General features: G+C 36.9%; 18 protein-coding genes. 2 read left to right on the top strand and 16 right to left on the bottom strand.

Going from position 1 to position 26,813, the window contains the following annotated elements:
• Position 1: 1 nt before the first annotated feature.
• The 6 genes from rpe to AC1FXP_RS12070 all read right to left on the bottom strand — a co-directional run bounded on the left by rpe (position 2) and on the right by AC1FXP_RS12070 (position 6,465).
• Positions 2–664: a ribulose-phosphate 3-epimerase gene (rpe, locus tag AC1FXP_RS12095; protein ID WP_480061674.1), complete on the bottom strand. Its 663-nt coding sequence runs from the start codon at positions 662–664 to the stop codon at positions 2–4.
• 42 nt (positions 665–706) lie between these two features.
• A complete protein-coding gene (locus AC1FXP_RS12090) occupies positions 707–1,531 on the bottom strand; it encodes a carbohydrate ABC transporter permease (RefSeq protein WP_480061672.1) in 825 nt (274 codons plus the stop codon).
• Between the two features lie 10 nt (positions 1,532–1,541).
• Entirely contained in the window at positions 1,542–2,492 is a 951-nt protein-coding gene (locus AC1FXP_RS12085) for a carbohydrate ABC transporter permease (RefSeq protein ID WP_480061670.1), read from the bottom strand.
• An 80-nt stretch (positions 2,493–2,572) separates the two neighbouring features.
• Positions 2,573–3,934 (bottom strand): ABC transporter substrate-binding protein, encoded by a 1,362-nt coding sequence (locus AC1FXP_RS12080; RefSeq protein WP_480061669.1) that lies wholly within the window; start codon positions 3,932–3,934, stop codon positions 2,573–2,575.
• Positions 3,935–4,483: 549 nt separating this feature from the next.
• Positions 4,484–5,278, bottom strand: a complete 795-nt coding sequence (locus AC1FXP_RS12075; protein ID WP_480061667.1) for a DeoR/GlpR family DNA-binding transcription regulator — start codon at positions 5,276–5,278, stop codon at positions 4,484–4,486.
• 200 nt (positions 5,279–5,478) lie between these two features.
• Positions 5,479–6,465 carry a sugar phosphate isomerase/epimerase family protein gene (locus AC1FXP_RS12070; RefSeq protein ID WP_480061665.1) on the bottom strand — a complete coding sequence of 329 codons (987 nt, stop codon included), beginning with the start codon at positions 6,463–6,465 and terminating at the stop codon, positions 5,479–5,481.
• 238 nt (positions 6,466–6,703) lie between these two features.
• On the opposite strand from AC1FXP_RS12070, the gene AC1FXP_RS12065 reads away from it, so the two are divergent.
• Both AC1FXP_RS12065 and AC1FXP_RS12060 read left to right on the top strand, forming a co-directional pair.
• Complete coding sequence (locus AC1FXP_RS12065) at positions 6,704–7,591, top strand: SIS domain-containing protein (RefSeq protein WP_480061663.1); 888 nt, start codon at positions 6,704–6,706, stop codon at positions 7,589–7,591.
• Positions 7,588–8,499, top strand: coding sequence for a ribokinase (locus AC1FXP_RS12060; RefSeq protein WP_480061661.1), 912 nt, complete (start codon positions 7,588–7,590; stop codon positions 8,497–8,499). Before AC1FXP_RS12065 ends, AC1FXP_RS12060 begins: the two co-directional genes overlap by 4 nt.
• A gap of 32 nt (positions 8,500–8,531) precedes the next feature.
• Here AC1FXP_RS12060 and AC1FXP_RS12055 read toward each other — a convergent pair whose 3' ends face one another.
• The 10 genes from AC1FXP_RS12055 to AC1FXP_RS12010 form a co-directional block, all read right to left on the bottom strand.
• Positions 8,532–9,356: a cache domain-containing protein gene (locus AC1FXP_RS12055; protein WP_480061659.1), complete on the bottom strand. Its 825-nt coding sequence runs from the start codon at positions 9,354–9,356 to the stop codon at positions 8,532–8,534.
• Between the two features lie 282 nt (positions 9,357–9,638).
• The gene (locus AC1FXP_RS12050; RefSeq protein ID WP_480061657.1) at positions 9,639–11,051 is read right to left on the bottom strand and encodes a sigma-54 interaction domain-containing protein; all 1,413 of its coding nucleotides are present in this window, start codon (positions 11,049–11,051) and stop codon (positions 9,639–9,641) included.
• An 89-nt stretch (positions 11,052–11,140) separates the two neighbouring features.
• On the bottom strand, positions 11,141–12,424 hold the full coding sequence (locus AC1FXP_RS12045) for a GntP family permease (RefSeq protein WP_480062053.1): 1,284 nt from the start codon (positions 12,422–12,424) through the stop codon (positions 11,141–11,143).
• 101 nt (positions 12,425–12,525) lie between these two features.
• Positions 12,526–13,299 carry a 3-hydroxybutyrate dehydrogenase gene (locus AC1FXP_RS12040; protein ID WP_480061655.1) on the bottom strand — a complete coding sequence of 258 codons (774 nt, stop codon included), beginning with the start codon at positions 13,297–13,299 and terminating at the stop codon, positions 12,526–12,528.
• Positions 13,300–13,768: 469 nt separating this feature from the next.
• Positions 13,769–14,620, bottom strand: coding sequence for a patatin-like phospholipase family protein (locus AC1FXP_RS12035; protein ID WP_480061653.1), 852 nt, complete (start codon positions 14,618–14,620; stop codon positions 13,769–13,771).
• Positions 14,621–14,828: 208 nt separating this feature from the next.
• Positions 14,829–20,933 carry a GH32 C-terminal domain-containing protein gene (locus tag AC1FXP_RS12030; RefSeq protein ID WP_480061651.1) on the bottom strand — a complete coding sequence of 2,035 codons (6,105 nt, stop codon included), beginning with the start codon at positions 20,931–20,933 and terminating at the stop codon, positions 14,829–14,831.
• 175 nt (positions 20,934–21,108) lie between these two features.
• Positions 21,109–23,367: a GH32 C-terminal domain-containing protein gene (locus AC1FXP_RS12025; RefSeq protein ID WP_480061649.1), complete on the bottom strand. Its 2,259-nt coding sequence runs from the start codon at positions 23,365–23,367 to the stop codon at positions 21,109–21,111.
• A 78-nt stretch (positions 23,368–23,445) separates the two neighbouring features.
• A complete protein-coding gene (locus tag AC1FXP_RS12020; protein ID WP_480061647.1) occupies positions 23,446–25,056 on the bottom strand; it encodes an ABC transporter substrate-binding protein in 1,611 nt (536 codons plus the stop codon).
• A 198-nt stretch (positions 25,057–25,254) separates the two neighbouring features.
• The gene (locus tag AC1FXP_RS12015; protein ID WP_480061645.1) at positions 25,255–25,851 is read right to left on the bottom strand and encodes a YesL family protein; all 597 of its coding nucleotides are present in this window, start codon (positions 25,849–25,851) and stop codon (positions 25,255–25,257) included.
• Between the two features lie 51 nt (positions 25,852–25,902).
• Positions 25,903–26,799: a carbohydrate ABC transporter permease gene (locus tag AC1FXP_RS12010; protein ID WP_480061643.1), complete on the bottom strand. Its 897-nt coding sequence runs from the start codon at positions 26,797–26,799 to the stop codon at positions 25,903–25,905.
• Positions 26,800–26,813: the final 14 nt, after the last annotated feature.

Genomic DNA, 26,813 nt, shown 5'->3' with positions numbered 1-26,813 from the left:
ATTAACTGGCAGTAAATTTTTTAAGTTCTAATGTTGATTGTTGTAAATCAACATCTTGCTTAAATAAACTAGACGTACCACAAACAACCATTGTTGCCCCTCTTTCAACAACTTTTGGAATGGTTTCATAACTCATATTGCCATCTACTTGAATTTCAATTTGATAATTATTTACTTGAATAATTCGATTCAGATCCTCTAGCTTCTGATATGCGGAAGGTACAAAGGACTGTCCTGCAAAACCAGGATTTACGGACATAATGCAAATATAATCAATGTCTTCATATACATAATCTAGAGTTGAGAGTGGAGTTGAGGGATTTAGCGCCACACCCGCTTTGACTCCTCTTGCTCGTATTTGTTGTAATGTTCTTTGCAAATGTTTGGTAGCCTCAACATGTACAGAGATCATATCTGCACCTGCATCAACAAACATGTCTATATATCGTTCTGGGTCTTCTACCATTAAATGAATATCAAATGGTTTATCTGTATATTTACGCATGTTCTTAATCAAATCGGGTCCCATCGTAAAGTTAGGTACAAAGGTACCATCCATAATATCAAAGTGGTAATAATCCACTCCACCGTTATCGAGCTTTTCAATCGCTCCCTTTAAATCACCCATATCTGCACACATTAATGACGGTCCTATTTTCACCATATTTCTCATCTCCTCTTGAATATTTATTGGTAAACTACTTAACTATTTAACTGAACCGGAAGCAACACCTTTTGTGATCTGCTTTGAAAAGACAAAATAGATAATTAACATAGGAATTGTCGCAATACTTAGACCTGCAAACAGAACACCCATATCAAATCCCGTTTCCCCAGAACTTAAACCAGCAATAGCAACTGGAAGGGTTCTAGCAGATGGAAGGGTCATTAATACCGAAGCAAATAAATACTCACTCCATATCGCGATAACGTTAATAATCGTGATTGTCACCATTCCAACTTTCGTCATCGGAACAGCTATATTCCAAAAGACTCTCCACTTACTGCATCCATCGATAACCGCTGCCTCTTCAATCGCTTTAGGAACTTGTTCAAAGAAGGAGCGCATAATGATGATACTAATTGGTAAGTTGAAAGCGGTATAAACCAAGATCAATCCCCACGTATTATTAGTAAAACTAAATTTTTCCATTATGTGGTACACCGGGATCAATAATGAATGAATCGGAATTGTAAGGAGAGCGATCATTAAAATGAAAAACAGTTTATTTCCAGGAAAAGGAAATCTCGCTAGAGCATAACCACTCATTAATGATACAAGCGTAATGAGCAATAACGTTCCAACTGTCACGAAAACGCTGTTGAAGAAATTTACACCTAGATTACTTCCTGTCCACACTTCTATATAGTTCCAAAAATGAAGCGATTCAGGCAATGAGAATGGACTTTGAATAATTTCTTGGTGTGTTTTTAGGGAAGTTATAAACATATATAGCAGCGGGATTACTACTATTAGAGCACTTATAATCAATAAGACTTGAACGACAATCTTATTTAATACTTTTGACATCAATTATCACCTACGCTTTCTCTTGGTTTGACAATTTTGACACTCGTAAATAAATGAGAGCAACGATCATAACAATAATAGACATCGTAATAGCTACCGCAGAAGCATAACCAAATGATTGTTGTTCAAACGCTAAACGATATAACATTGTTCCCAATACTTCAGATGCGTAGTTTGGTCCACCTTTTGTCATTACCCAAATTAAATCAAACGTTTTTAAAGAGTTAATGATTTGTAACATGACCAAAATTAGAGCGAACCTTTTTACCATTGGTAAAGTAATATACAGAATGCGTTGTAAACCAGTAACACCATCTAGTGTTGCTGCTTCATGTACTTCTGTTGGGATTCCCTCAATAGCTGCTAAGAATAATAGCATAGTCCAACCTGTGATTTGCCAAATTGCGATGGCAATGATAGCATACATCGTTACGTTGGGATCCCCCAACCAAAGTTGCGTTAAAGGATCTAACCCTATAGCTCTAAGGAAGCTATTTAATAATCCATAACTAGGTTCATAGATTTTCGCGAACAACGCAGCAACAATCGCTGTAATCAACATAACAGGTATAAAGAATACAAACTTATAAATTTGCCAACCAGCGACTCTTCGCTCAATTGCTACAGCAAATAGGAAACCAAAAACTATTGTAAATGTTGTAAATAAAGTAGTAAAAAGAGCATTGTGTCCCAGTGCTTTCAAGAAATTGGCGTCTCGAACCAAGTTAATATAATTTTCAAATCCAACAAATGTAGGTGCTGTCATCCCATTCCATTTTGTGAAACTCATTGTTAAAGAATAGAAAAATGGAAAGACCATAAATCCTACTAATAGCAATAACGTTGGAAGTATTAAAAAATAGGCGAACTTATACTTTGAAACTTCAGCTAGAAACTGCTTTAACATGCTAGTTTTCTTTTTTGAAACTTTCCCGGTGTTAATAACTGTTGCCTTTTCCACCTTTACCGCTCCCTTCTATGTAGATAGAGTATGGAGAGGGTCCCACCTTTACTAGGTGGGAATCCCCTCTTAAACTCTATTTAATGAATTCTATTAATTAGATCATTCATGTCTTCTCCAAATTGCTCTGGACTAATTTGACCCATTACTAGCCCTTGAATCATTTGCGTTGCAGCTTGGCGATATTGACCAGGCATAACTGTATTAAAAATTTTGTGTGTTCCTGTTTCGTTGTGCATTTCATAAATATCAGCAACGACATCCATATATGAATCTTTCAAATCATCATACTCAATATCATCACGAACCGGGAAGTTGGAAGACGCATGGCCCATCTGACTTTGACGCTCTTGACTCAAGACAAAACGGACAAACTCTTTACCCCATTCTTCATTTCCAGTTCCATCGATAACTGCTAAACAATGACCATCGTAGTAACCGATTGTATGACCTACATCATCACGTCCCTGTGGATAGAAGAAGAAACCTAATTCGAAATCTTCAGGTAATTCAGCACCTAACATCCCTGGGCCTGCATTTACAGATGCATCACTATACATTGCAGCTCTTTCCTGCGCAAAAATGGATCTAGCTTCGTCTGCATGAATACCTGCTACACCTTCTGGCATTAAATTCGTTGCAATATTGTGTACAGCTGTATACGCTTCAATGAGATCAGGATGTTCATAATCCATCTCCTCTTTATCTAATAATTGTTGGTAATGTTCATCACTAACAAAACGTTTAATAGTAATATCGATTAACGCGGTTGCCTGACTTGGATTAAACATTCCAGATACCCATGGAATATACCCTGCCTCACGTAAAGGATCTCCTAATGCATAGAACTCTTCATATGTTTGAGGCTCTTCAATCCCTGCATCTCTAAAAGCTTGCTTATTATAGAAAACGATTGGGTTAAGTACAACTGATTCAGGTACTGCATATTTATGTCCGTCATCCATAGTGTAATGGTCAATAGACTGTTGATTTAACACATCATACAAACCTTCTTCTTCGTAAATATCATCAAGCGGGATAAACGCTCCTGATTCAACAATATCTGGGAAAAATGAAGTTCCCCACGTCCATGCAACGTCTGGTTTGTCATTGGAGTTAAAGAATCTAACACCATTTTGATCATACCAATCATCCGCATAATCTCTTAGCTCGATCGTAACGTTAGGATATTTCTCTTCAAACGCTCTAATTTCTTCCTCAAAACGAACAACATTGTCTCCACTAGTTGTTGAGAAAACAAGATTAACTTCCTCATCTAAATTCAGTTCACCTGGTTCTGTTTCGCTTGCATCTGAAGTTTGACTATCATTCCCACCCGTGTCTTCACTTGTTGTTTCCTCATTACTTCCGCAAGCTACCATAAACATAGACACTAGAAAGACCAATAACAGTGCTTTCAAAAATGAAAAACTTTTCCCCATCTTTTAATTCCCCCTATTTAGTAGATATAAAATGGCTACTGACATCTTCAAACTCCCTTTAGCAAGCTTCACCCCCTAGATCAAATTTAAAGTTGTTCTTATGCAGTCTTCTAGTTGAATTAGAAAAAATCAGGCCCCTCTTGTCAGCGCTTTCATTATAATAAAAAAATGAGATTGAAGCTAAAAAGAGTATGTATTTTCATTTTTTGTACAGCCCAATTTGTTTTCTTAAGATTAGTATAATTCAATAATCTTTGTTTAGCAACATGTTTTTTTGAAAAACCAACAAAATATTTGGGTTGATTTAAAAAAACCAAAAAATACGTCTTGGTTTTCAAATATAACCTTTTTTATTGCATGTTTCATTTGTAAACCCACTCCAAACGTTATATATTTTCAAATAATTTATACTAAACACCCTGTATTCTTCCCTCCCTCCCCTTCGAAAAACCACATTTCATTTTCCGAATCAAACATTTAGATTAAAAGTGAACAAAAAAAAGGAGAATGAATCCCACTAATCAGATTCGTTCTCCTTTTTATATTTAATTAATCAGCAAAGATTGTAGGGATACCAGCAGCTTTTATTTCCGAAGATTGATTGATCGTCAACTTATTATTTGTAACAATCTTATCAACTTCTTTTAAATCAGCAAGTTTCACTAAAGCTTTTCTTCCGTATTTACTATGATCAGCTAATAAAATAAGCTGTTCAGATATATCTATAAACTTCTTCTTAACTTGCGCTTGCAATTCATGACTTTCACTTATCCCTCTCTTTAAATCAAACCCACTACAAGAGAAGAAGAACTTATCGATATGGTAGCCATCAATTATATGCTCTGAAGTAAATCGAGCCAAAGACAATGAATCCGCATTTAGATAGCCTCCTACTACCATCACAGTGATTGCGTTTTTATTCATCAATTCTAAAGCAACAGCTATTGAATTTGTAATAACAGTAATTTCTTTATTTGATAAATGTTTAGCCATTTGTAAACATGTTGTACTAACATCAAGAGCAATCACATCGCCTTCCTCTACAAGCTCACACGCTTTTGCACCAATGGACCGCTTTTCATCTATGTTTACGTACTGATTATTCAAAACAGGTATTTCAAAACCTTCCTTTCGATTCAAAACTGCCCCACCATGAATTCGAGTTAAAAAGCCTTCACTATCCAATTTTTCTAAATCACGTCTAATAGTTTCCTCGGTAACTTGAAACCTTTTGCTCAATTCACCAACCCTTACAGTTCCCACATCTTTTAATAAATCAACTATTTCTTGATGTCTGTTATTTCCTGGCTTTACCTCTTGTTTATTCTTTATCTCCTTAGACATATGTCCTCCCAAATGTTTATACAGCGTAATATTATAAACATAGTATAACAACTTCAGGATGTTTCTTCCATCTAATTACTATACAGTAACCTGTTTGTTTTATATTTGGGAAACGGATATCGATATGTCCGTTTCCCAAATATAAAAAGTGTTTCCTAATTAGATTAGAAAACACTTCTTTAATATTATCACTCCAACGATTAGATAACTTTAGTAGGTTGGCTTATTTGTAAGAGCTTACATAAAAGCTCTTGACTTGCTAATGCATTCCTTTCTTCTATAATACTTTGAATCTTTTCCATTCCAATTTCGTCAATTTTCATAGACAAGCCCTTAAAAATATTAATATTCATTTCACACTCAGCAACTGGGTCTTCTCTTAACGGAAATGTATCAAAATAGATAAGCCCTGAATAGTTATACTTCTTCAAGTAATATATTAATTCAACTGTCTGCATTAAATGAACAGAACTTAACATCATTCCATCGTCGTTATCTTTGTATCCGTCATTCAAGTGAACCCCTAATAATCTTCCTTTTTCTTCTGCTAACGCGAGTGAAAAAGCAGGACTTTCTTTTTTCATAAGCATGTGACAGAAGTCTAACGTAATTCCCACATTATCACAACCGACTTCCTCGATCGCAAGTAAGCTAGTTCCAACATCTCCTACCAAAGAGTAAACTCTTGGCTGATACGGTTTATATTCAAAACTTATTTTCATATCTGGGTTTCTATTAGCAATTTCTCTTATTGCTTCGATTTCTCGCTTCCATGCTTTGCGATAATCTAATTGAAATGAGTAATCAAATCCGTCATTCGGTAACCATATGGTTGTGACACTCCCTCCAAGTTGCCTGCAAACTTCTATTGCTTCCTCTGTAATTTTAATTGCTTTATTTCGAATTCCCTCATCATTATTTATAAATTCCCCTTCAATAAACTGGCTATCATACCTTAGAGCAATTCCACTTAACTGTAGATCATGTTCCCTGAGACACTCTCTTACTTCATTTACAGAATTAGAAACAAAGTGTTGAGGGTAGTTTAATTCAACATGTGTCAGTCCTTTTACTTTTGACATTCTTTCAATAAGGTCAATTGTAGTAATTTCTTTTTTGTCTACCCAATACTCGTTTGCCTTTGTATGAAATGAATTAATCCTCGTTGAAAAGCTCCAATTTGTCATATGCGCCCCCTGGATATTTACTAATTGTTATCAAAAAGTAAACTTTTAATCATTCACAGTATAGTTCACTTCATTTTTGTTTGTCAATAATTTTCAGAAAAATATTTATTTTACTTAATTTTTATCGTATAATACAATTATCACGAATACTATTACCAATCACAGAAATACCCAAATAAGTTTACTATTAAAAATTCATTTATAAATATTAAGTTGAAAAGAATGGAAGGTCATCTAAATGGATAACAAATTAAACATCGGAAAAGAAATTATTCTTTACGCAAGAAGCATTTCCCCTTCTTTAGGGACAAAAGAAAAAACGGTAGCGACCTTCATTTCAAATAATCCTTACGAAGTATCAGCAATGACTATAAAAGAACTTGCCAATCATTTAAATGTAAGTGAGGCAACGATTATTAAAGTATGTAAGAAGTTGAATTATGATGGCTACCACTCATTAAGAAAAGATTTGGTCCAGTTTTTCACTGATCCAAAAATGAAAGATGTAGTCGAGGAAGATTTTAATAAAAACGATACACCCTCTGAAATTTTAGAAAAAGTTTTTTTGAATTCTATTACTGCTTTACAAGATACTTTAGCGGTTATAGATAAAGAAGAATTCAACAGAGCCGTCAATTCTTTTAAAGATGTTAACAAAGTTCTATTATTAGGTGTTGGTGGCTCTGGTTCTATTGCTGATGATATGACACATAAATTTTTAAAAGTTGGTATTGAAGCTTACTCATACAGAGATACTCACCTTCAAGCTATGGCCTCCTCATTACTTACGGAAAATGACATAGCAATTGGTATTTCTCATTCAGGTGCTACAAAGGCGGTCAACAACGCATTAACTATAGCAAAACAAGCTGGAGCCACTACTATTTGTATTACTAACTATGTAAAAAGTCCGATTACAGAGATAGCTGACATTAAACTAACTTCCTTTGCAAAGAACTCGCCGTTAACTGGAGAAAATGCGGAGACTAGAATCGTTCACTTAAATCTATTAGATGCCTTATTTAACGCTGTAGTTCTAATGAATTACGATAAATCAATCGCTAATCTCAAGAAAACACACGAAGCCGTTATTAATAATAGGCTGAACAAGGAGGGGCTAACTTGAAAAAAGAATTGGTCACGGTCATAGGGAGTTTAAATTATGATTTTATTATTAAACAAGACAGACTTCCTGAATTAGGGGAAACCTTTAGTGGGAATGATCTAAAAAAAGCAGCAGGTGGAAAAGGGGCGAATCAAGCATCTCAATGCGGGAAGCTAGGATTAAAAACCTTTCTAATCGGAAGCGTCGGTGATGATATGTTTGGTGATTTACTAATCAAACATGCGAATGACGCATCAATTGATACATCATATGTAAAAAGAAGCAAAACTAACACTGGTATGGGCTTTGTACAAGTTATGGCTGATGGGAATTACTATAGCACCATCATTCCAGGAGCGAACCACTCAGTAACGGAAACGGACATTTTACGCGCTGAAGACATAATAAAGCAAAGCAAAATGGTGATTCTTCAATACGAGCTACCAAAACATATTATTGAATATACTATTCAATTAGCTAACAAAAATAATTGCTATATTCTCTTTAACCCTGCTCCTGTAAATCATATTGAAGAAAAGTACTTAAATATGGTTGATTGTTTAGTACTAAATGAAAATGAAGCTGCGTATTTCTATGGAAAAGAGATTAACTCTATTACTTCGGCGAAACAAGCATGTGAACAGATTTTTCCTAGAATAAAGCAATTAGTCATTATCACACTAGGTAGTAATGGTAGTGTTGTTTTTGATGGTACAAATCTATTCCATATACCTGCAAAAAAAGTAGATGCCGTTGACGCAACAGGTGCTGGTGATTCCTTTATTGGTGCACTTACTTACAGCCTCTACCACCGGTTAGAACTTAAAAAGGCTCTCGAATTTGCTACACAAGTAAGTGCAATAAGTGTAGGAAGATTCGGGGGACAACCTTCTTTCCCTAGTTTAGAAGAAGTAAGAGACTATATTTAATTTTATAGTGATAATAAGAGGCTGTCCCAAGGTTAAAATGGTCTATTGGTGGGGGCAGCCTTTTTTTGTACCTCAAAACAAGGAATGATAAACGTAATTAAACTTTTTTCTTTTTCCCAATCACCAATCACTGTTCCAGTTTGATTTGCCACCATTTCTTTTGGAAGCTCGATCTTTTCACCTACTAATTCATGGTTACGGTTATAAACAATCTCTCCTTCTTGGTTCACAATCATTTCCTGAGAATCCTGCTTCTGAAGTCCTTTAAATACGTCATCAAAGCGATCCAACTTCACGTCAATAATGAGATATCCAATTTCATTCAGAGTATGAATATCCTTTATTACACGTCCTTGTGAAAAGATTGGTTTCTCTCCTTCAACAAACTTCTCGCTTTCAGTAGATGATAACCATACAGGGCGCCCTTCCCCTTCCACCATAAGGCTAAAGAACTCTGATTCTTGAAATTGTTCTAATGAAGGAATACTTGGCTTTTTAAAACTATAAACATAGCCATTAGCACTATAGAGTACTAAATCATCAAGTTTCGATTGACCATACATTAATCCAGCAATGGCTTGCCCTTGATTGTAAAAGTCCAGTAATGACTGCTCATTTTTAAATTTAATAAAGTCTTGAACTTCCCTAGAAGAAATAATGTAATTTGATAGATTATCAACCTCAGACTTAATCATCTGTATATTTAGGTCAATCGCTTCTAATGTATGTAACGTTTCATCACCAACCTTGTTTTTCAACGTTGTAGAAGTGACATGATACGAAACAAAACCTAATATAAAAATCGGCAATAATATTAAAACCAAAAATGCAATAAGAATTTTATTTTGAAACTTCATAAAAACACCCATTTTTCTGAATGATTTGTGTTATTGAAATAGTAGCACATGTGAAGGGCCAAATATACTTGGGAATATAAGGTAGAAGTGGCGTTATGGACAGTTTTATGATTCGTTAATTTATTGTCTATCTTTTAATTATATTTCTATTAAAACGCTTTCGAAGCAAGGTATTTTTTTTGATTTATGTTTAAATTCTTATTATATATGATACAAAAATAGGTGATTCAAGCCTAAAAGCCCTTTCAACTCTATGAAAAGGACTTTTACTCATGTAATAACTTATCTAATATCGTAAACCTTACACTTATCATAAAAACTAGTCTTACCAATTCCTAGTAACTTCGCTGCTGCTAATTTATCACCGCCAGCTACCTCAAGCGCATGGGTAATTGCCTTTTTTTCAGCTTGCGCTATCGTCTCTTTTAGTGGTTGAACAACTTTATGAGATAGACTGCTAGGTGCATCGTTAACAGGAGGATTTTGGTCTGTTTTATTTTCTTGATCTCGTATATATAAAGGCAAATGCTCCGATTTAATGACTGTACCATCCAATACATTAATCGCACGCTCTAGTACATTTTCTAGTTCTCGAACATTCCCTGGCCACTTATGTTCTTCAAGCTTCGCAACAACTTCAGGTGATAAGACGGTACCTTTTCGATAAAACTTCCTTTCAAGCTTCTGTAATAACTTATTTGAGATCGCCACAATATCCTCTTTCCGCTTTCTGAGAGGCGGAATTTCTATGTTAATGACATTCAGTCGGTAATATAGATCTTGTCGGAATGTTCCTTCTTCCACCATCTTCGTTAAATCTCGATTCGTTGCTGCAATAATTCGTAAGTCAATCGGAATCGTTTTTGGTCCTCCTACAGGTTGTACCTCTTTTTCTTGCAGGGCTCTTAATAATTTACTTTGCATAGAGAGCGGCATATCACCAATTTCATCAAGAAAAACCGTCCCCTTATTTGCGACTGTAAAAAGGCCTTCTTTCCCACCCTTTTTGGCTCCTGTAAAAGCTCCATCCTCATAACCAAATAGCTCTGATTCAAACAACACCTCAGGAATCGAAGCACAGTTGATGGCGACAAACGGAAAGTTACCGCGCATGCTGATATGATGAATCGCATGAGCAAATAACTCTTTTCCGGTACCAGACTCGCCTGTTATTAAAACAGATGAATCACTTCCGGCAACCTTTTCTCCCAAAATTTTGGCGGCTTTTAATACATCACTGTTTCCAATTAAGTCATCGAATGAATATTTACTTGTTAATTCATTTGCTGCTTTATTTTTATAGAAGTTCAGCTCTTCCAAAAGGTTATTCATCTTATTTTTAAAATGTCGTAAGTTATCTAAGTCAGGAAAAATAACCGTCCCAAATGCCCCTACTAATTTACCATCTATAACAATGGGGTAGCGGTTGGCAATCATCACACTGCCATTAATAGGTTGAAGATGTTCGATTTCTTTCTCGCCAGTTTTTGCGACAATGTGCATCCGTGTATTTTCAATAATATCTTGGACTGGGCGGCCAATTGCATCATCAAAAGTCGTTCCTATAAACTTACAATACGCCTCATCTATATAAACAATGATTCCATCACGATCCACTATGACGATTCGTTCAATACATAGATGAATAATCTCTACTAACCAATTAATTGAAAGCCTTCTCATTTCTAGATTCATGATTTCTCCTCCAATCAGTAGAACAATTATAACATAGTAGAAAATGCGGAAGAAGCTGTCCCTAATTGAACAGCTTCTTAACCTAAATTTTAATAGATTCCCATAGCCGCTAACGCGATTGCAGCAACCGTTGCAATAATTGGGATAACAATCGCAACAACAGCAATGTCTTTGTAGCTTTCTTTATGGGACAATCCTGTAATAGTTAGCAACGTTAATACTGCACCATTATGTGGCAGAACATCTAACCCTCCCGAAGATAAGGAAGCTATACGGTGAAAGGCTTCCGGACTAATTCCTGTACTTAAGGCAATTTTATAATATTGATCTCCCAATGCTTCTAGGGCAATCCCCATTCCCCCTGAAGCGGACCCTGTTGCACCTGCTAATAGATTAACAGCGATCGCTTCAGAGATGAGCGGATTTCCTGGAACATTCATTAACATTTCAGTAAGCTTTTTAAAGCCTGGTACTGCTTGCACAACTGTTCCGAATCCTACTGCTGCACTCGTATTAATAATCGCTACAATCGAACCTGTTGCACCACTATTGATCGATTTTACAAATCCCTTCATTTTCGTAATATTTAATAATAAGATTAATAGAATACCAGAAAGCAAAGCTACAACAATATGCCATTCAAGTAAGTTTAATGTTAAAAGTACGGTTAGTAGTGGTAATAAAGATAAGAACACGTTCGGGGAATTCCCTTCTACTTTTAACATGCTCGTATCTTTTGGCTCTGTAAACCCTTCCCCTTTTTCCGTAAGCTGTTTTTGACGCCAAATTAAATAAAAATAGCCTCCGATTGCCATAATTAGAGCAGAAACAATCCCCATAACTGGAGCGGCCATTGCATTTGTTTGAAAATAAGGCATAGGAATCAGATTTTGAATTTGCGGCGTTCCCGGAAGCGCTGTCATAGTAAAGGTGAAAGCACCTAATGCAATCGTAGCTGGCATAATCCTTCTGCTAATATTAGCCTCTCTGAATAAAGATAATGCAAGAGGATAAACCGCAAACACGACAACAAATAAACTAATTCCACCATATGTTAACACTGCACAAGATAAAATAACTCCTAATATCGCTCGTTTAGTTCCCATTAGCTTCGATAAAACAACAGCAATCGATTTTGCCATCCCTGTATCTTCCATTAATTTACCGAAAATCGCACTTAACATGAATACAGGGAACCACTGTTTAGCAAAGTTCACAAACCCGCTCATGTACGTATTTGTGTATGCATCTAACAGGTCCAAACCGCCAGTTAGTGCTACGACACCGGCCGCGATTGGTGCGACCCAAATAATCGACCACCCCATAAATGCAAGCGTCATTAAAACAATTAAACCTAGTATAATACCAATCATCATTCCACCCCATTATCTAATAGATTATCTGCATTTTTACTTACCCTATTACTTAGAATGTCAGGGTGTATATATACCGGTGCTAGTAAGACGGACTATTATTACTGTGCCGTATATCCTCCGTCTAACAACACCGCTTGCCCAGTAACTCCTTTTGCTTTTTCACTACTTAAAAATAGAGCATAATCAGCAATTTCTTGAACTGCTAATAACCGTTTTTGTGGGACTAATGGATATAGCACCTCTTCTTTTACTTTTTCAACAGGAACATTACGAGTTTTTGCTAAGTCTTCAAATTGTCCACGAACGAGTGGCGTATCCACATAACCTGGACAAAGAGCATTCACGGTAATGTTATGCTCTGCTGTTTCAAGTGCAGCTACCTTTGTTAAACCAATTACTCCGTGTTTTGCACTGTTGTATGCAGCCTTTCCAGCAAAACCAATCACCCCATTTATTGAAGCCATATTAATAATTCGTCCAAACCCTTGCTTTTTCATAATTGGCAAAACATGCTTTGTCGCAACAAATGGGGCGATTTGCATCACTTTAATCATGAATTCAAACTTTTCAGTTGGAAATTCTTCAATAGGTGAAACATGTTGTAATCCTGCATTGTTAAACAGAACATCAAGCCTTCCAAATTTTTGAACTGTTGTATCAATTGCGGCTTTTATATCTTTTTCTTTTGTTACATCCACTTTTAATCCTAAACAATCATATCCTTGTTTTCTCAGGTTTTCTGTTACTTCGTTAACTTTTTCTTCATTAATATCTGTAAAAACTACTCTATAACCATCCTTAAGAAATGCTTCTCCAATTTGATACCCGATTCCGCTCGCTGCACCTGTAATAAACGTTACTTTGTTTTCCATTCTTTTTTCCTCCCTAATCTCTACTAATAATGTCTGTGAATGAGGGACTCGTTAACCGCTCCCCAATTTTGTTGTCGACGTGTAATAAGGGATAATAACTACAATCTCCATTAAGACAGCGCTTTCAACAAAACAAGTGCTTTTTTGACACACTCACCAATAGATTAAGCAAGTTTTGTGCCAACTTTTTAATTACCTTTAAAAAATGTAAAAATGAACTATAAAATCTCTCACCAGTTACGAACTTACTTACATTCTCAGAAAACAAAATTATATTTTGTGGTTTTGTTTATCCATGCTTTCTTATACTTTGCCATTTCCGAAAAAGTGGAATATTCCGTATTACAGGAATATTTTTTGTTACTTTTCCGGAATTGCGGATAAACCAATAAATAAAAAGGTTCCTGCACACCATGCGTTTTAGCATGGGACAGGAACCATTTATTCAAACCCTAACTTGCTGCTATACTTATTCCTCTAACCACTTCTTCAACCGTTCAAACTGCATTTTTGCATCATGATAGCCAAGTTCGTATAATTCTAACAGTCTCTTTTGATTTCGTTCAAAGCCGCTTATAGACAGATCGATACTAGGCTGAATTAAAAAGACATTCTTTTCTTCTTGCTCTGATTCAATAAAGGATAACGTATCGTTATATGTAATCAAACGCTTCTCAAATGAATCAGCAACAGCTGGAAACTTTCTATAAAGTCGCTTTAATATGGAGGATGCTCTATTAGCTTTTAATAGTTCATTAGTTGATTTTGTCATAATGACAATGTTTTTCTGATTTCCGTCTTTTTTCGCTTTTCCTAAAGGTATTGGATCAACCAAACCACCATCTAGGAGCAATCGCCCATCATACTCCACAGGACGAGCAATGAAAGGGATAGAGCTAGAAGCTCTAATAATTTTTAGTATATCGTCTTTGTGCCGCTGTTTATTATAGTAAATTGCTTCACCCGAATGACAATCCATCGTCCCTATTAAAAATTGTTGTTTTGTCATTGCAAAGGTGTCAAAATCAAATGGAACAATATGATTTGGCACTTCATCAAACAAAAAATCCATTCCAAACATTTCTCTCTTAAAAAGGAAGTTTCGAAAGGATAAATACCGTCGATCATTCACAAGTCCAACATTGACCTTCTTATTTCTCCCCTTTTGTCTCGATACATGAGATGCCCCCATACAAGCGCCAGCTGAAACGCCAATGACATAAGTAAAAAACAAATCCTTTTCAAGGAAGTATTCTAGAACCCCCGCCGTATAGAGTCCTTTCATACCCCCACCTTCTAAAACAAGTCCGCAGTTTTGCATGTATATGATAGTCCTTTTCTTAAACTTTTGATACTAATTTAATAGTATATTATATTGTTATCAACATTTGTAGACCCAAAAGAAGACACTAGGAGATAATCAAAGACAAGCACTCAAATCAGATTTTTTAGAGCTGATTCTAGCCACTAAAGAAGAAAACCCCTTTTCAAGTAAACGACTACTCAAAAAGGGGAATCATAAGCTTTTTTTATTGCTTCACTTCAACTGGCACATGGAAATCATCAACATTAATGTGTCCCCATCCACCCGTATCGTTATCAACTAATAGAATATAACAATCTGTTCCGATATAATCATATGCATCCCAGTATACTCTGCTGTATGCTTCTCTATTGCCACCCGTTGCTTTCATTAAAATCTTCCCATCAGACTCTCTGACAAGAGCTACATATAAATCATAAATGTTATCTCCCCCTGAAACTAAAAAGTTTATTTGACCGTTTCCTCCTAGGGTAAATGTCTCCGAACGCATGGATCCTGTAAGAGAATCATCACCTGTATTGACACTCCAGAAATGATAGTTACCGACGTGATTAAATGGTCCACCCCACCCCCATTCATTTCTATCCGTAACATCACCAGGACTAAATGCATCACCAGAAAGAATAGTCCACCCTTCTAGCCCATCTTCAAAACTTGGATTTGTGATGTTACCAGCTGGAGGAGGGGCGACGACGACAATTTCTGTAGTTGCCTTATGGCCACCATCCCTTGTTTTCGCTTTAATTTCTACCGAGCCAGGAGCATGTGCAGTAACTCTGCCATTTGTAACTGTAGCAATAGTAGGATTACTAGATGTCCAGATTACATCCTTGTTCGTAGCATTTTGCGGAGAAACAATTGGTGTTACATATTGATTTGTTCCAGCCATCATTTCTTGCTTTTCTTGATTAAGACTTATTCCAGTTGCTGGGACCTGTTTGTAAGCAGAGTTCATTTCCCAAACTTTCAATGATTTTACAACTACGGTTTCACTATTTTCATTCGCCCATAACTGAAGGCCTGTTGCATCCGTTCTCGTAGGATAAGCTCTCGTTGTTAAAGTTTGCAGTCCATTCAAGTATGCTTCAACCATCGAACGATCAATAAATACTCTTAGTTTTACATTTTCATCATGAAGTTCGACGTTTCCTCCTTGATACCAAGCTTCTAAATCTCGATTTAAACTGGACTTTGTTCTGTCAACCCAGAACTCTTCGTTGCTCTTTTTATAATAAAGAGTCGTACCTTCTTCTCCATCCGGAGTTCTCCTTACCGTTATTCCAGCTTCGTTCGCTAAACCTTGATCTAATTCAAGTTGAACCTCAAGCAAATCCCCTTGTACGTTTGAAAGGATTTCATTTGCCTGATCGAATGACGTCTCTTCCGTAATATTAACAAGTTGTTTGCCTCGAAGCGATTCAACCTCTTCAATTGGGGCAACACCTAGACGATCGTCTTCACGAAGATATACATGAAGCGGCAAGCCAAAGTTATGAGCATAACCAGAATCATAATCGATTAACGCTGTTCTTCTTCCTTGTGTAATGCTGTAAATTACCGTTCTCCCATCAGGTGTTACAAAGCCTGCTGGTCCAGTAAAATAATCTCCATAATCAATTAATTTTGGTTCTTCATCATCTGGTATAAATCGCGCCTCTTCCTTATCCCATGTCCCTATCCAATACCATGTGTACCGAGATTGATATTGCTCCCTTTCCATTTTAGCAGGATTGATAAGCAAGATATGTTTTCCGCTATCTCCTAAAGGTAAAAATATCGGCAACTCCCAAACACGTCCTGTATAAGGATACTTTTCATAATCCCCAACAAGTAACTCTCCTCGATAATCCCAATTTTCAAAACTTGAATCTTTTGTAGAATAAACGAGAGCTGTTCCTCCGACAGGATCTCCACTTTCATTTTCTACCCCTGAAGTAATGAACATAAACCACGTATCTCCATCTTTAAAAACATATGGATCACGAAATTCTCCCATTATTCCATGGCCTGGCTCTTGGTCTAGAATCACTTCTGGATGTTTCACCCATCGATTTAAATCCGGATCACCATCTTCTTCAAACGTACTTCTAGCTATGTTTATCCGTTGATTTGGCGTCTTACGATCATCACCAGCTGTGTAAAAAATCACAGGATTTCCGAAATCATCTACAACAGCATCTCCTGCCCATGCACCATCGGGATCAACATCGTGTCGACCTGGAACAATGGTATCGTCTACATCTCTCCAGTGAATCATATCATCACTAACTAAATGGCCCCAGCGAATATGATTCCAATAAGGTCCCCGCGGATTGCTTTGATAAAAGACGTGGTACTGCCCATTAAAGTAGAACGGACCACCTGGCTCATTTTGCCAATGTACTGGTGGTGCTGCATGATACTGTGGCCTGTGTGGGTCATTCTCTAGAATGCCTCGATTAATACGAAGATTTGGAGTAGGCAAGTTCCCGTTTACTTGCTTTAGGTAACGATCATATTCACCTCTCACTTCCTCCGCTGAAAGTGCGCGCCCTCTTAATTTGACTTCGTCCATAAGGCCGCTAAACATATTTAACGTAAACCCATACAACCACATTCCGTCATTGTTCTTTCCAATTTTTAATGGGCTAGAACTTGATTTGATTTTAGCACCTTGAGGCAAGTTTGCTGACGCAACTTTTTCACCGTTTAAATATAAAACAACTTCACCAGTTGAACTCGCATAGGTTGCAGTCACATATGACCATTCCTCTAGTGGCAACACCGTATCAGACATGACTTCAAACCAGTCATTACCCGTACCAAATTGCAAGCCCCACGTTCCATGACGAAAGTGTCCAAGAATGAATCCTTCTTTTTCTTCTCTATTATGCTGGTTAATAATAGCGGAAAGCCGCCCTTCATCTCCATGTTCAAAGTTTCTTGGAGCAACCCATGCTTCAATCGTAATCTCATCCTCCAAGACTGGCGTTTGATTAGGTAGACTTTCTACCCAAGTTGAATAGCCATCAAACAGCAATGTTCCATTTTCAATACCGTCGTCTCTCCACATTGGATCACGTGCCGGTTGATAAACACCTTTATTAAGAAAATAATGTACAGAATTAGAGGAATCTGTCACTTTTTCCTTTACAGTTGTTCCTTGTTTCTCGTCAAATGCCCAATGCCCAAGTAACTCTCTTGAAAATTTCGAATTATAAACATTAAAATCATCAACATTTATATGCCCCCAAGGACCTGTTGCATCATCAACAATTTTAATAAAAACTTCTTCACCTAAATAGTTAGAGGCATCCCAAAAAACACGTTGGAACGTTTCAGAATTTCTGCCAGTTGCTTTAAAGAGAACTTCTCCATCTGACACTCGGACAAGGGCAACATATAAACGATCAATATCATCCCCGCCCCCTATTAAAAAATCAATTCCTCCATTTCCACTTAGAATAAATGGGTCAGAATGTAATTCTCCTGTAGCTTCATCACCAGCTGCTTTATACCCCCACAAATGGTACTTACCTTCTTGATCAAAGGTCCCACCTTCGCTCCAATACATCTCATTTACCAAGCTATCAGGACCATATGCATCACCACTTATAACCTCCCAACCCCAAATATCATCAGGATGAAGACGAGTATACTCGAAATCACTGTTATAAATGGCCGGCTCTATGTTTTTATGCAAAGAGGGGGTTGGTGGAACATTAACGTCATCTAAATTTAAATGTCCCTCAGTAGATTTGTCTACGATTTCGATATAATACACATCTCCTACATAGGCCGATGCATCCCAATGAACTCTTCGGTACGTATCATTCCCGTGGCCAGTTTCTCTAAGAACGATTTCTCCATCGGATTCCCGAATGAGAGCTACATATAAATTATCGATATCATGATCTCCCCCAATAAGAAAATCAATTTGCCCATCTCCACCTAAGGTAAATGTTTGAGATCTCATGACACCAACTTTTGAATTATCTCCTCTTCCTCCCCATATATGCCATAGGTTATTTTGATTAAAAGACTGCTTGTTCCAAAAATCAGTTTCATCTGTAATTGAGGCATCGCTAAACGCATTCCCTCTTACAACTGTCCATCCTGTTAAGTCTCCTGTTTCAAAACTAGGATTTTCAATATCATGTGATCCTTCTTTTTTACTAGAATTATTAACACGAATATCATCTAAGTTGATATGTCCGAATCCACCAGAGTGCATATCAACAACCTTAAGATACATTGCTTCTCCTAAATAATTAGATGCATCCCATGTTACCCTTTCATATTGTTCAGAGTCTCTACCAGTCTCCCTAAATAATTCTTTCCCATCAGATGCTCTTACTAAAGAAACATAAAGGCGGTCGATATCATCTCCTCCAGCGATGAGAAAATCAATGGTCCCATCTCCACCTAAACGGAATAAACTAGATGTCATCATTCCTGCTCTTACATCAGAACGTTCCTCAGACTTTGCTCCTGCAAATCCCCATAGATGGTAAGTTCCTTCATGATCAAATGGTCCTCCCCAGAACTCTGTTTGATCTGTAACAACACCTTCAAACGCACTTCCATAAGGAAACCACCCTGTTAAGTCTCCTGTTTCAAAATTTGGATTTTCAATATTCTCTGGAAGTTTATCTACATCTATCTCACTTGGCGTAAAACCAAAGCTTCGTTTAAACTCCATTTCATAACTTGGTGTAAAGGTAGCACTATTTAGTTGAAAGATTTCTAAGTTGGTTATATAGATATCTCCTTTGTCTCCGAATAACTCCACGCCTTTGCTATTGCGATTAGGGAAAATTTGTTCCGTAAATACAATCTCACCATCGTTTAAAAACACTTCAACCGACGATCGGTCAATCAGAATGTGTAACTTTATGATTTCTTCTTCAAAGTTGTAAGGTGCTGTATGCTTTGCTGCAAAATCTGAATGGAAATCAACTATTCCTGAATTGGTTCGATCCACAAAACTAATTTCCTTCTTTCGATTCACACCAATAGATGTATACTCTCCATCTCCTTTTCTTACTTTAAAGCCAATTTCATCTGCCGTTGTTTGGGTCAGATCAATTTCTGCAATGATTTCCAAACTATCTCCTTCAACACTTGAAAGAAGCTCATTGGAGCTGGAAGTAAGTTCGTTGGACCAACTTTGATTTTTATCACGAAGGTCTTCTAATTCCTCAACTGGAGTTTGAGTTAACATCATCTCGTTATTGCTCTGTTTTAATTTCAACTCTCGCGGAATCGTCATAGCACTTCTCCAAGGATCTGTTGGAGTGTCTCCAGCATATTGAGGTGTACTCATCCAACTTAATAAAATTGGTCGATTGTTAGGTGTATTACTCCAAGTAACACCTGCATACATATCGGCACCATAATTTAACCATTTAATGTTCTCCTTATCAGGGGTAAATTCGGTTCCATCAAAATCACCAATAAAATACCCCATTGATTGGCCACCTGTTGGGCCATTCGCTACACTCGTAATGAGAACCCATTTTGTTGAATCATGTGATCCATCACCGGTTGTATCAACTGGTAGATTAATAAGGTCCGTACACTCCCATATTCCAAGATCACCATTAACTTCTGGGGCCTCAAATCTCCCTTCCTTTTTCCATTCTTTTAAATTCTTCGATGAATAGAAATCTACTTGCTTTCCTGTTGCAATCACAAAGATCCATTTTTCCTCTTCCTCATACCAGAATACTTTCGGATCTCTAAAAGCCCCATCACCACCATTGCTCACTTTTGTTTCTTCCGGCATGTTTATAATAGGATTCCCTTCATATTTCTCCCATGTTCTACCTTTATCATTACTATACGCTATCCCGACTGTCTGATTTTCGTTTCCTAACTCATAGGAAAAGACTGCTATTAAAGGTGAAGTTTTTCCCGTTTGGAAGCCACTCGTATTGTCATAATCAACAACAACACTTCCAGACCAGATAAACCCATTTTCATCGGGGAATAAAGCGATTGGTTGATGTTCCCAATTGACTAAATCTTTACTTATGGTATGGCCCCAATACATCGGTCCCCATACTTTTTCTGTTGGGTTATGTTGATAAAATAAATGATATTCGCCATCCAAATACACCATCCCATTTGGGTCGTTCATCCAATTTTTTTCAGGAGTGAAATGGTATTGTGGGCGATAATCTTCATCATAATAACTATTCAAACTATCACTACCTTCTTTTAAATCATTTGAAGCGGCACTTACACTAAATAAATTCAGAGACGTTTGACCTATTATCAAATAAATAACAAACATGATTAAACATGCTTTTAATAGACCTTTCTTCATTAAAATATCTCCTTTTTATAGGGTAATAGAATTGAACAAAGAAATGAAGGTAATGAGAATTCAGTCACGTATCTTTCAAGAAAAGTTCAAATTAAAACGCTTTCATTTTTTCGGGCGGATGAGCCAGCCCAGCATATAGACGCATGGTTGCCTCATTGCTTTTGGACTGTACTCCTCAATGTATTCCTCTCAATTCCCACACTCTAATAGATTCCACAATTACCTCATCGTTTCCAAATAGAGATATCCCTTTCGAATCTTCTCTCGTTGGATACACTCGAGTCGTTAAACTTTTCATGTCGTTAATATAGGTTTCTACCATCGACTTATCTAAGAAAACCCGTATTTTCAAAGGTTCGGCTCTACTAAGGTCTAATTCTCCCCCTTGAATCCCTTTCGTCTTTTCTTTTGAATCGAGCGTTGTCTTTGACCTATCAACGAAAAATTCACTTGTAGAATGATCATAATAAAGTAATGTTTCCTCATCGCGATCCTGTGATTGCCTAATATACATTCCGATGCATCCTTGCTCTCTTTGTTGAAAGGCCACTTCGATCTCAAGCATATCTCCTGAAATTTCCATTAACGATTGATTGACTTCAGCCATTGTCACCTTCTCTACATCCAAAAGTGTTTTCTTACGAAGAGTCTTTACTTCATCAATCGGCTTACATTTCAAACGATCATCTTTCCCCAAAAATAGTTCAACAGGTAATCCGCCATTATGAGCCCAACCAGAAGCATATTCATACTCGATCGGTCTCTCTCCTTGAGCTATGGTAAATAAAATGAGCCGCCCTGTTTTCGGGTCAATCATTGCACTTGGGCCCGTAAAGTGAAAATCGCCTAAATCTATGAGCTCTGGCTCTTCTACATCTGGGTTAAAGACTCCGTTCTCGCAATCCCATTTTCCTATCCAATAGAAAATCTCAACATCGGCTTCATCACCAATCGGACTAACGATAAAAATATGTTTGTCATTCCCTTTACTATCCTTTCCTAGAGGAAGCAGAATTGGCAACTCCCAAACTCTTCCTAAATAAGGATATTTTCTGTTATCACTTATATAAAGTGGACCTCTGTATGACCAATCGATTAAATTCTCTGACTCAAATAACAAGGCTGTTCCACCTTGCCCGTTAATTCCCGAACCAACTAGCTGATACCACACCTTGCCTTCTTTCCAAACAAACGGGTCACGAAATCCATCATCATCTAAGTTACAGTCTTTAGGTTGAAACAGGATCGGCTCAAGGTGCTTTTCCCATTGTTTGAGTTCTAAGTCACCATCACTATTGACCGTGCTTCTTGCCAGCCCTATCATTTGGTTCGGAAGATAATGATTGTTTCCAGCAGTAAAAAATAAAACAGGTACTCCTTCTTCATCAAAATGTGCACAACCTGACCATGTTCCGTCTGGATCGACCTGATTTTTTTCAGGAGAGAGAGAAATAGGCATATCCTTCCAATGAATTAAATCCTCACTCACCCAATGCCCCCAGTGAATATTTCCCCAGTAAGGTCCTTGAGGGTTATGCTGATAGAACAGATGATATTTCCCTTTATAATATAACGGGGCATGAGGCTCATTCATCCAATGACCAGGTGCGGTCAGATGATACTGTGGTCGGTGTTTATCATTTGAAAAGTCCTCACGATGAATAGCAATATCCTCATGTTTTAACGAAGGAATTTCACCTCCATTGACAGTTAAATAGGAGCGGAACTCTTCCCTTATTTCCTCTGATGTTAATGCCCTCTTATAGATACAAACCTCATCCATAAGTCCACTAAACATACCAAGTGAAAATGTTCTCTCAATCATCTTTGAATGATTGTTCTTTCCAATCAGCAAGTCAACATCTGCAGGGAGGAATTGTGCATCTTTTTCTATTTGCTGTTTCGATGCTAATTTTCCATTTACGTAAATTGCTATTATTCCTTCACTTGAATCAAATGTTGCAACAACATGCGACCACTCGCTTTTAGTAATCTGAATTCCTTCTGTAAACAATTCAACCCAACCACTAGTTAATCCAAGTTGAAAAGATAGTGTACCAGCTTTATGGATTCCAAAAATAAAACCTATCTCACGCCTGCGATCATGCTGATTTATTAATGCTGTTTCACCTTCAATTCCCCCGAAAGAATAAGGAGCAACCCACAAAGATAGCGTCATTCCCTTTGTAGGTGGCAAAAAGGTTTCTTTTTCTCTTTGAATAAACGTTGAGTATCCGTCGAACCATAACGCGTTCCCTTGTATCCCTTTTCTCCGTTTGATAGTTCTATTTGGTTGAAAAGCCGCATCATGAAAAACATAGTGTATGGAGTCATCTCTTTTTTTTACTTTCTCATATGTCGTTTTTCCATCTGTCTCCTCAAATGACCACTGTGCGATCAGGTCTTTGCTTATAGCATAATCTCTCACTCTCACTAGTTTACCCTCCAATTCTCATATCCTATAGGCATAAAAAGCCGGAAGTTTAGGCTCCGGCTTTTTTACTATTATTCCTTACAAGTTTGAATTAAATCGATCTAAGCCTTCTTGATAGATTTCCATTAATTCACTTAGTCCCATCTTTTCTAGCTGATCAAGATATTGGTCCCATTCTTTTTCAACTCCACCATTTAGTAACCAAACAGCTTGTTTCTGATTGACAAAGTCCATAATCTCTACTTCAAGACGATTAATTCGGTCAAGTTCTTCTGCCGTAAAGAAAATTTGAGGGTAATTTTCTTCTACTAGATATGGAGCATATACCTCTTCAATATCTCGTAAACGTTGTTTCGCACGAGGTTCCATATCAACAACTGTTCCAAAGTGTTCAGCTAACACAACAACTGGACCATTCGGAGCGACTCTTTGACGAAGTTCTCCCATAGATACGCCTTCTTCTAACTCCATGTTCACTAACATGCCATTTTCATCTTCTTCATAAATAGTACCAATTGGCCCCCAACTAATTTGGGCAGACATCTTTGGCTCATATAACTGATCTACCCAACGCATCGTAATCTCTGGATGCTTGTTCGCTGATGTAATGACAAATTCGGCTCTTCCGTACTCTGAATAGTTGGAACGGCCAACCATCTTATGTCCATTTGGTCCCTCTAATGGTGGCAAAAGTACATAATCATCAGCACGTTCTGGTCCGACAATTTCTTCTGACTCCCACCATATATACGATCCTAGAGTTTCTGGATTTGTCTTCCCTTTTGCAAAATATTGACTCACATCTTGAGTGAAAGATTCTGGATCTATTAATCCTTCTTCAACCCAACCATGAAAATATTCGATTGCTTCTTTATACTCAGGTTGAACAACTGTAAAAATCACTTCCCCATCACGAACAATTCGGTGATCGACGTTGTCTGGAATTCCAAATGCAGCAAACATATCACCAAAGTTTCCAGTCCAAAAGTTATGCATATAACTTAATGGAATGACATCATCTTTGCCTGTTCCGTTAGGATCTTGGTCTCTAAAAGCTCTTAATACATCACCATACTCATCAAGCGTAGTTGGCATATCAAGTCCTAAATTATCCAACCACGTTTTATTAATCGATGTGAAGTTTGGAACTGCGCTTAAGCCCATCTCTTCTGCTCTTGGCAACGAGTAGATATGTCCGTCCGGTGCAGTAACCATGCTCTTTAACTCAGGTCTTTGTTCGAATATCTTTTTCAAATTAGGAGCGTATTCTTCAATTAAATCTTCCAATGGAATAATAGAACCCGCTTGACCGTACTTAACAAGTTCATGATCTGTGAATTGTGCGTTATAGAAAGCATCCGGAAGATCATTACTAGCTAACATGAGATTCTTTCTTTCTTCATAGCCTTCACCAGGAATATTGTTCCAATTAATATGAACGTTTGTCATTTCTTCTAAAGTTTGAATAATTTCCATTTCATTATAGTCTGGTGCAAGTGGGGCTTTAGGAGAAACAAAAGTTAAGGTCACTTTTTCTTCTACAATTGGTAGACCTTCTGTATTAAATTCACTAGTTAGTTGCGCTTCTTCATTCGATTTTGCTTCATCGCTTCCTGCTTCATTAGAACAAGCCATAAACATAAGCATTATTGTCACGATTAACATACAAACACCTAATCTTTTAACCATTAAAAACTCCCCCTGTATTCGTTTTATTCGTTTCAAAAACCATAAGTCAAAGAGCTATGGACATCACCTCCTCAAAGGAACCGCTTTTCAAGTCAATCCATACGCTATTTTAATAAAGACTTATGCATATAATCGATTACGTAAATGCAACTCATTTCTTTTATAGTTGTGAAGAAGCCATTGTAAGTTAGAGTCATTTTAATAAACGGCTCCTACTTTTTTAAAGGCTTCATAACAAGATACATAAACGAGATAACTAACAAGGCTTGTGATAAAAATCATCATAATTGGAATTTGATATATTAGGTATCCTGTAATAAATAATAGAGCCAAACTTAGAATCGTATATTTAATTTGACTAACCGCAATAAAAAATGAATTTTGGATTAGCTGAATCATTGGTAACTCAAAATGAACCGTAACTGGAATAAGGTAGGCCGATGTAGTAGCAAATAGCAAGAGAATGAATCCAATTACTACTGTCATAACTAAACCAACTATTGAAGCTGTAGGCTGAAGTAATTGGATATTAGTAAATAAAATGACTGTCAAAGGTGTCCAAATGATCGTTAAGCCTACACTAACTTTGAAATTCTTAACAAAGTGTTGAAAAAACGGCTTTATGACACCTACTTCTTTCTTCATGTGCCAATCTCGTATCACTCCAAACATTGCTATTGTTGAAGGAAAGAATGTAATAACAGGTAAACAAGCGAGGAGCCAAAGCAAATTTAATAGAAAGAAATTTACACTTACTTCAGCAATACGATATAATTTCGAATCTAAAACTTTCATTCTACTTAGCCTCCTTCTACGTTCATTCTTCCTTCAACAAACGATCATGAATTAGCCTTTTATCCCGCCAATCATAACGCCTTGAACAAAGTATTTTTGAATAAATGGATATACGATTAATAGTGGCAAGCTTCCAACAATAATAACTCCATATTTAATAAGGTCTGCTATTCGTTGTTGAGCTGCTACAGACTCTAGATCACTTACCATTGTAGCTGCTGCTTCATTTTGAATTAAGATATTACGCAAGATTAGTTGAAGCGGATATAAGCTTTCGTTATTCAAATAAATCAAGGCATCAAAATATGAATTCCAATGACCAACAGCATAAAAGAGTACCATAACTGCAATGATAGGTTTTGATAGTGGTAAAACAATCTTTGTAAAAAACTTTGTGTTCGAACATCCGTCAACCTTAGCCGCCTCTAACATTTCATCAGGTATGGTAGCTTGAAAGAATGTTCTCGCCACAATAATGTTCCAAATCGCAACAGCTTTTGGAATAATCATCGCCCACATCGTGTTGACCATTCCTAAATTTTGAACAACCAGGTATGTTGGGATTAGTCCACCTGAGAAAAACATCGTAAATACAAACATAATCATGAAGAAATTACGACCATAAAAATCCTTTCTCGATAACGCATAAGCAGCAGTTAATGTAAGAGCTACATTTAAGATGGTTCCCAGGACTGTATAAATAATTGTATTTTTGTATCCAGTCCATATTTTCCCATCTGAAAAGATTCTACTATAACCTTCAAAGGTAATTTCAACTGGATATAACCAAACATCACCGGCAAATATTCGATCAGGATTACTAATAGATGCAATTACAATAAAATACAATGGGTAAAGTATGGCAAGCAACATTAAAGTAAGTAGTGTAATGTTCACAGCATCAAAAATCTTATCTTCTCTTGAACGTCTAATTTTTGTTATATTCATTTCATCCACCCCCT

It is taken from the genome of Halalkalibacter sp. HAAS-P013, assembly GCF_056619925.1.
The sequence above is the reverse complement of the archived record's forward strand: the minus strand, read 5'-3'. Positions and strand labels throughout refer to the sequence as shown.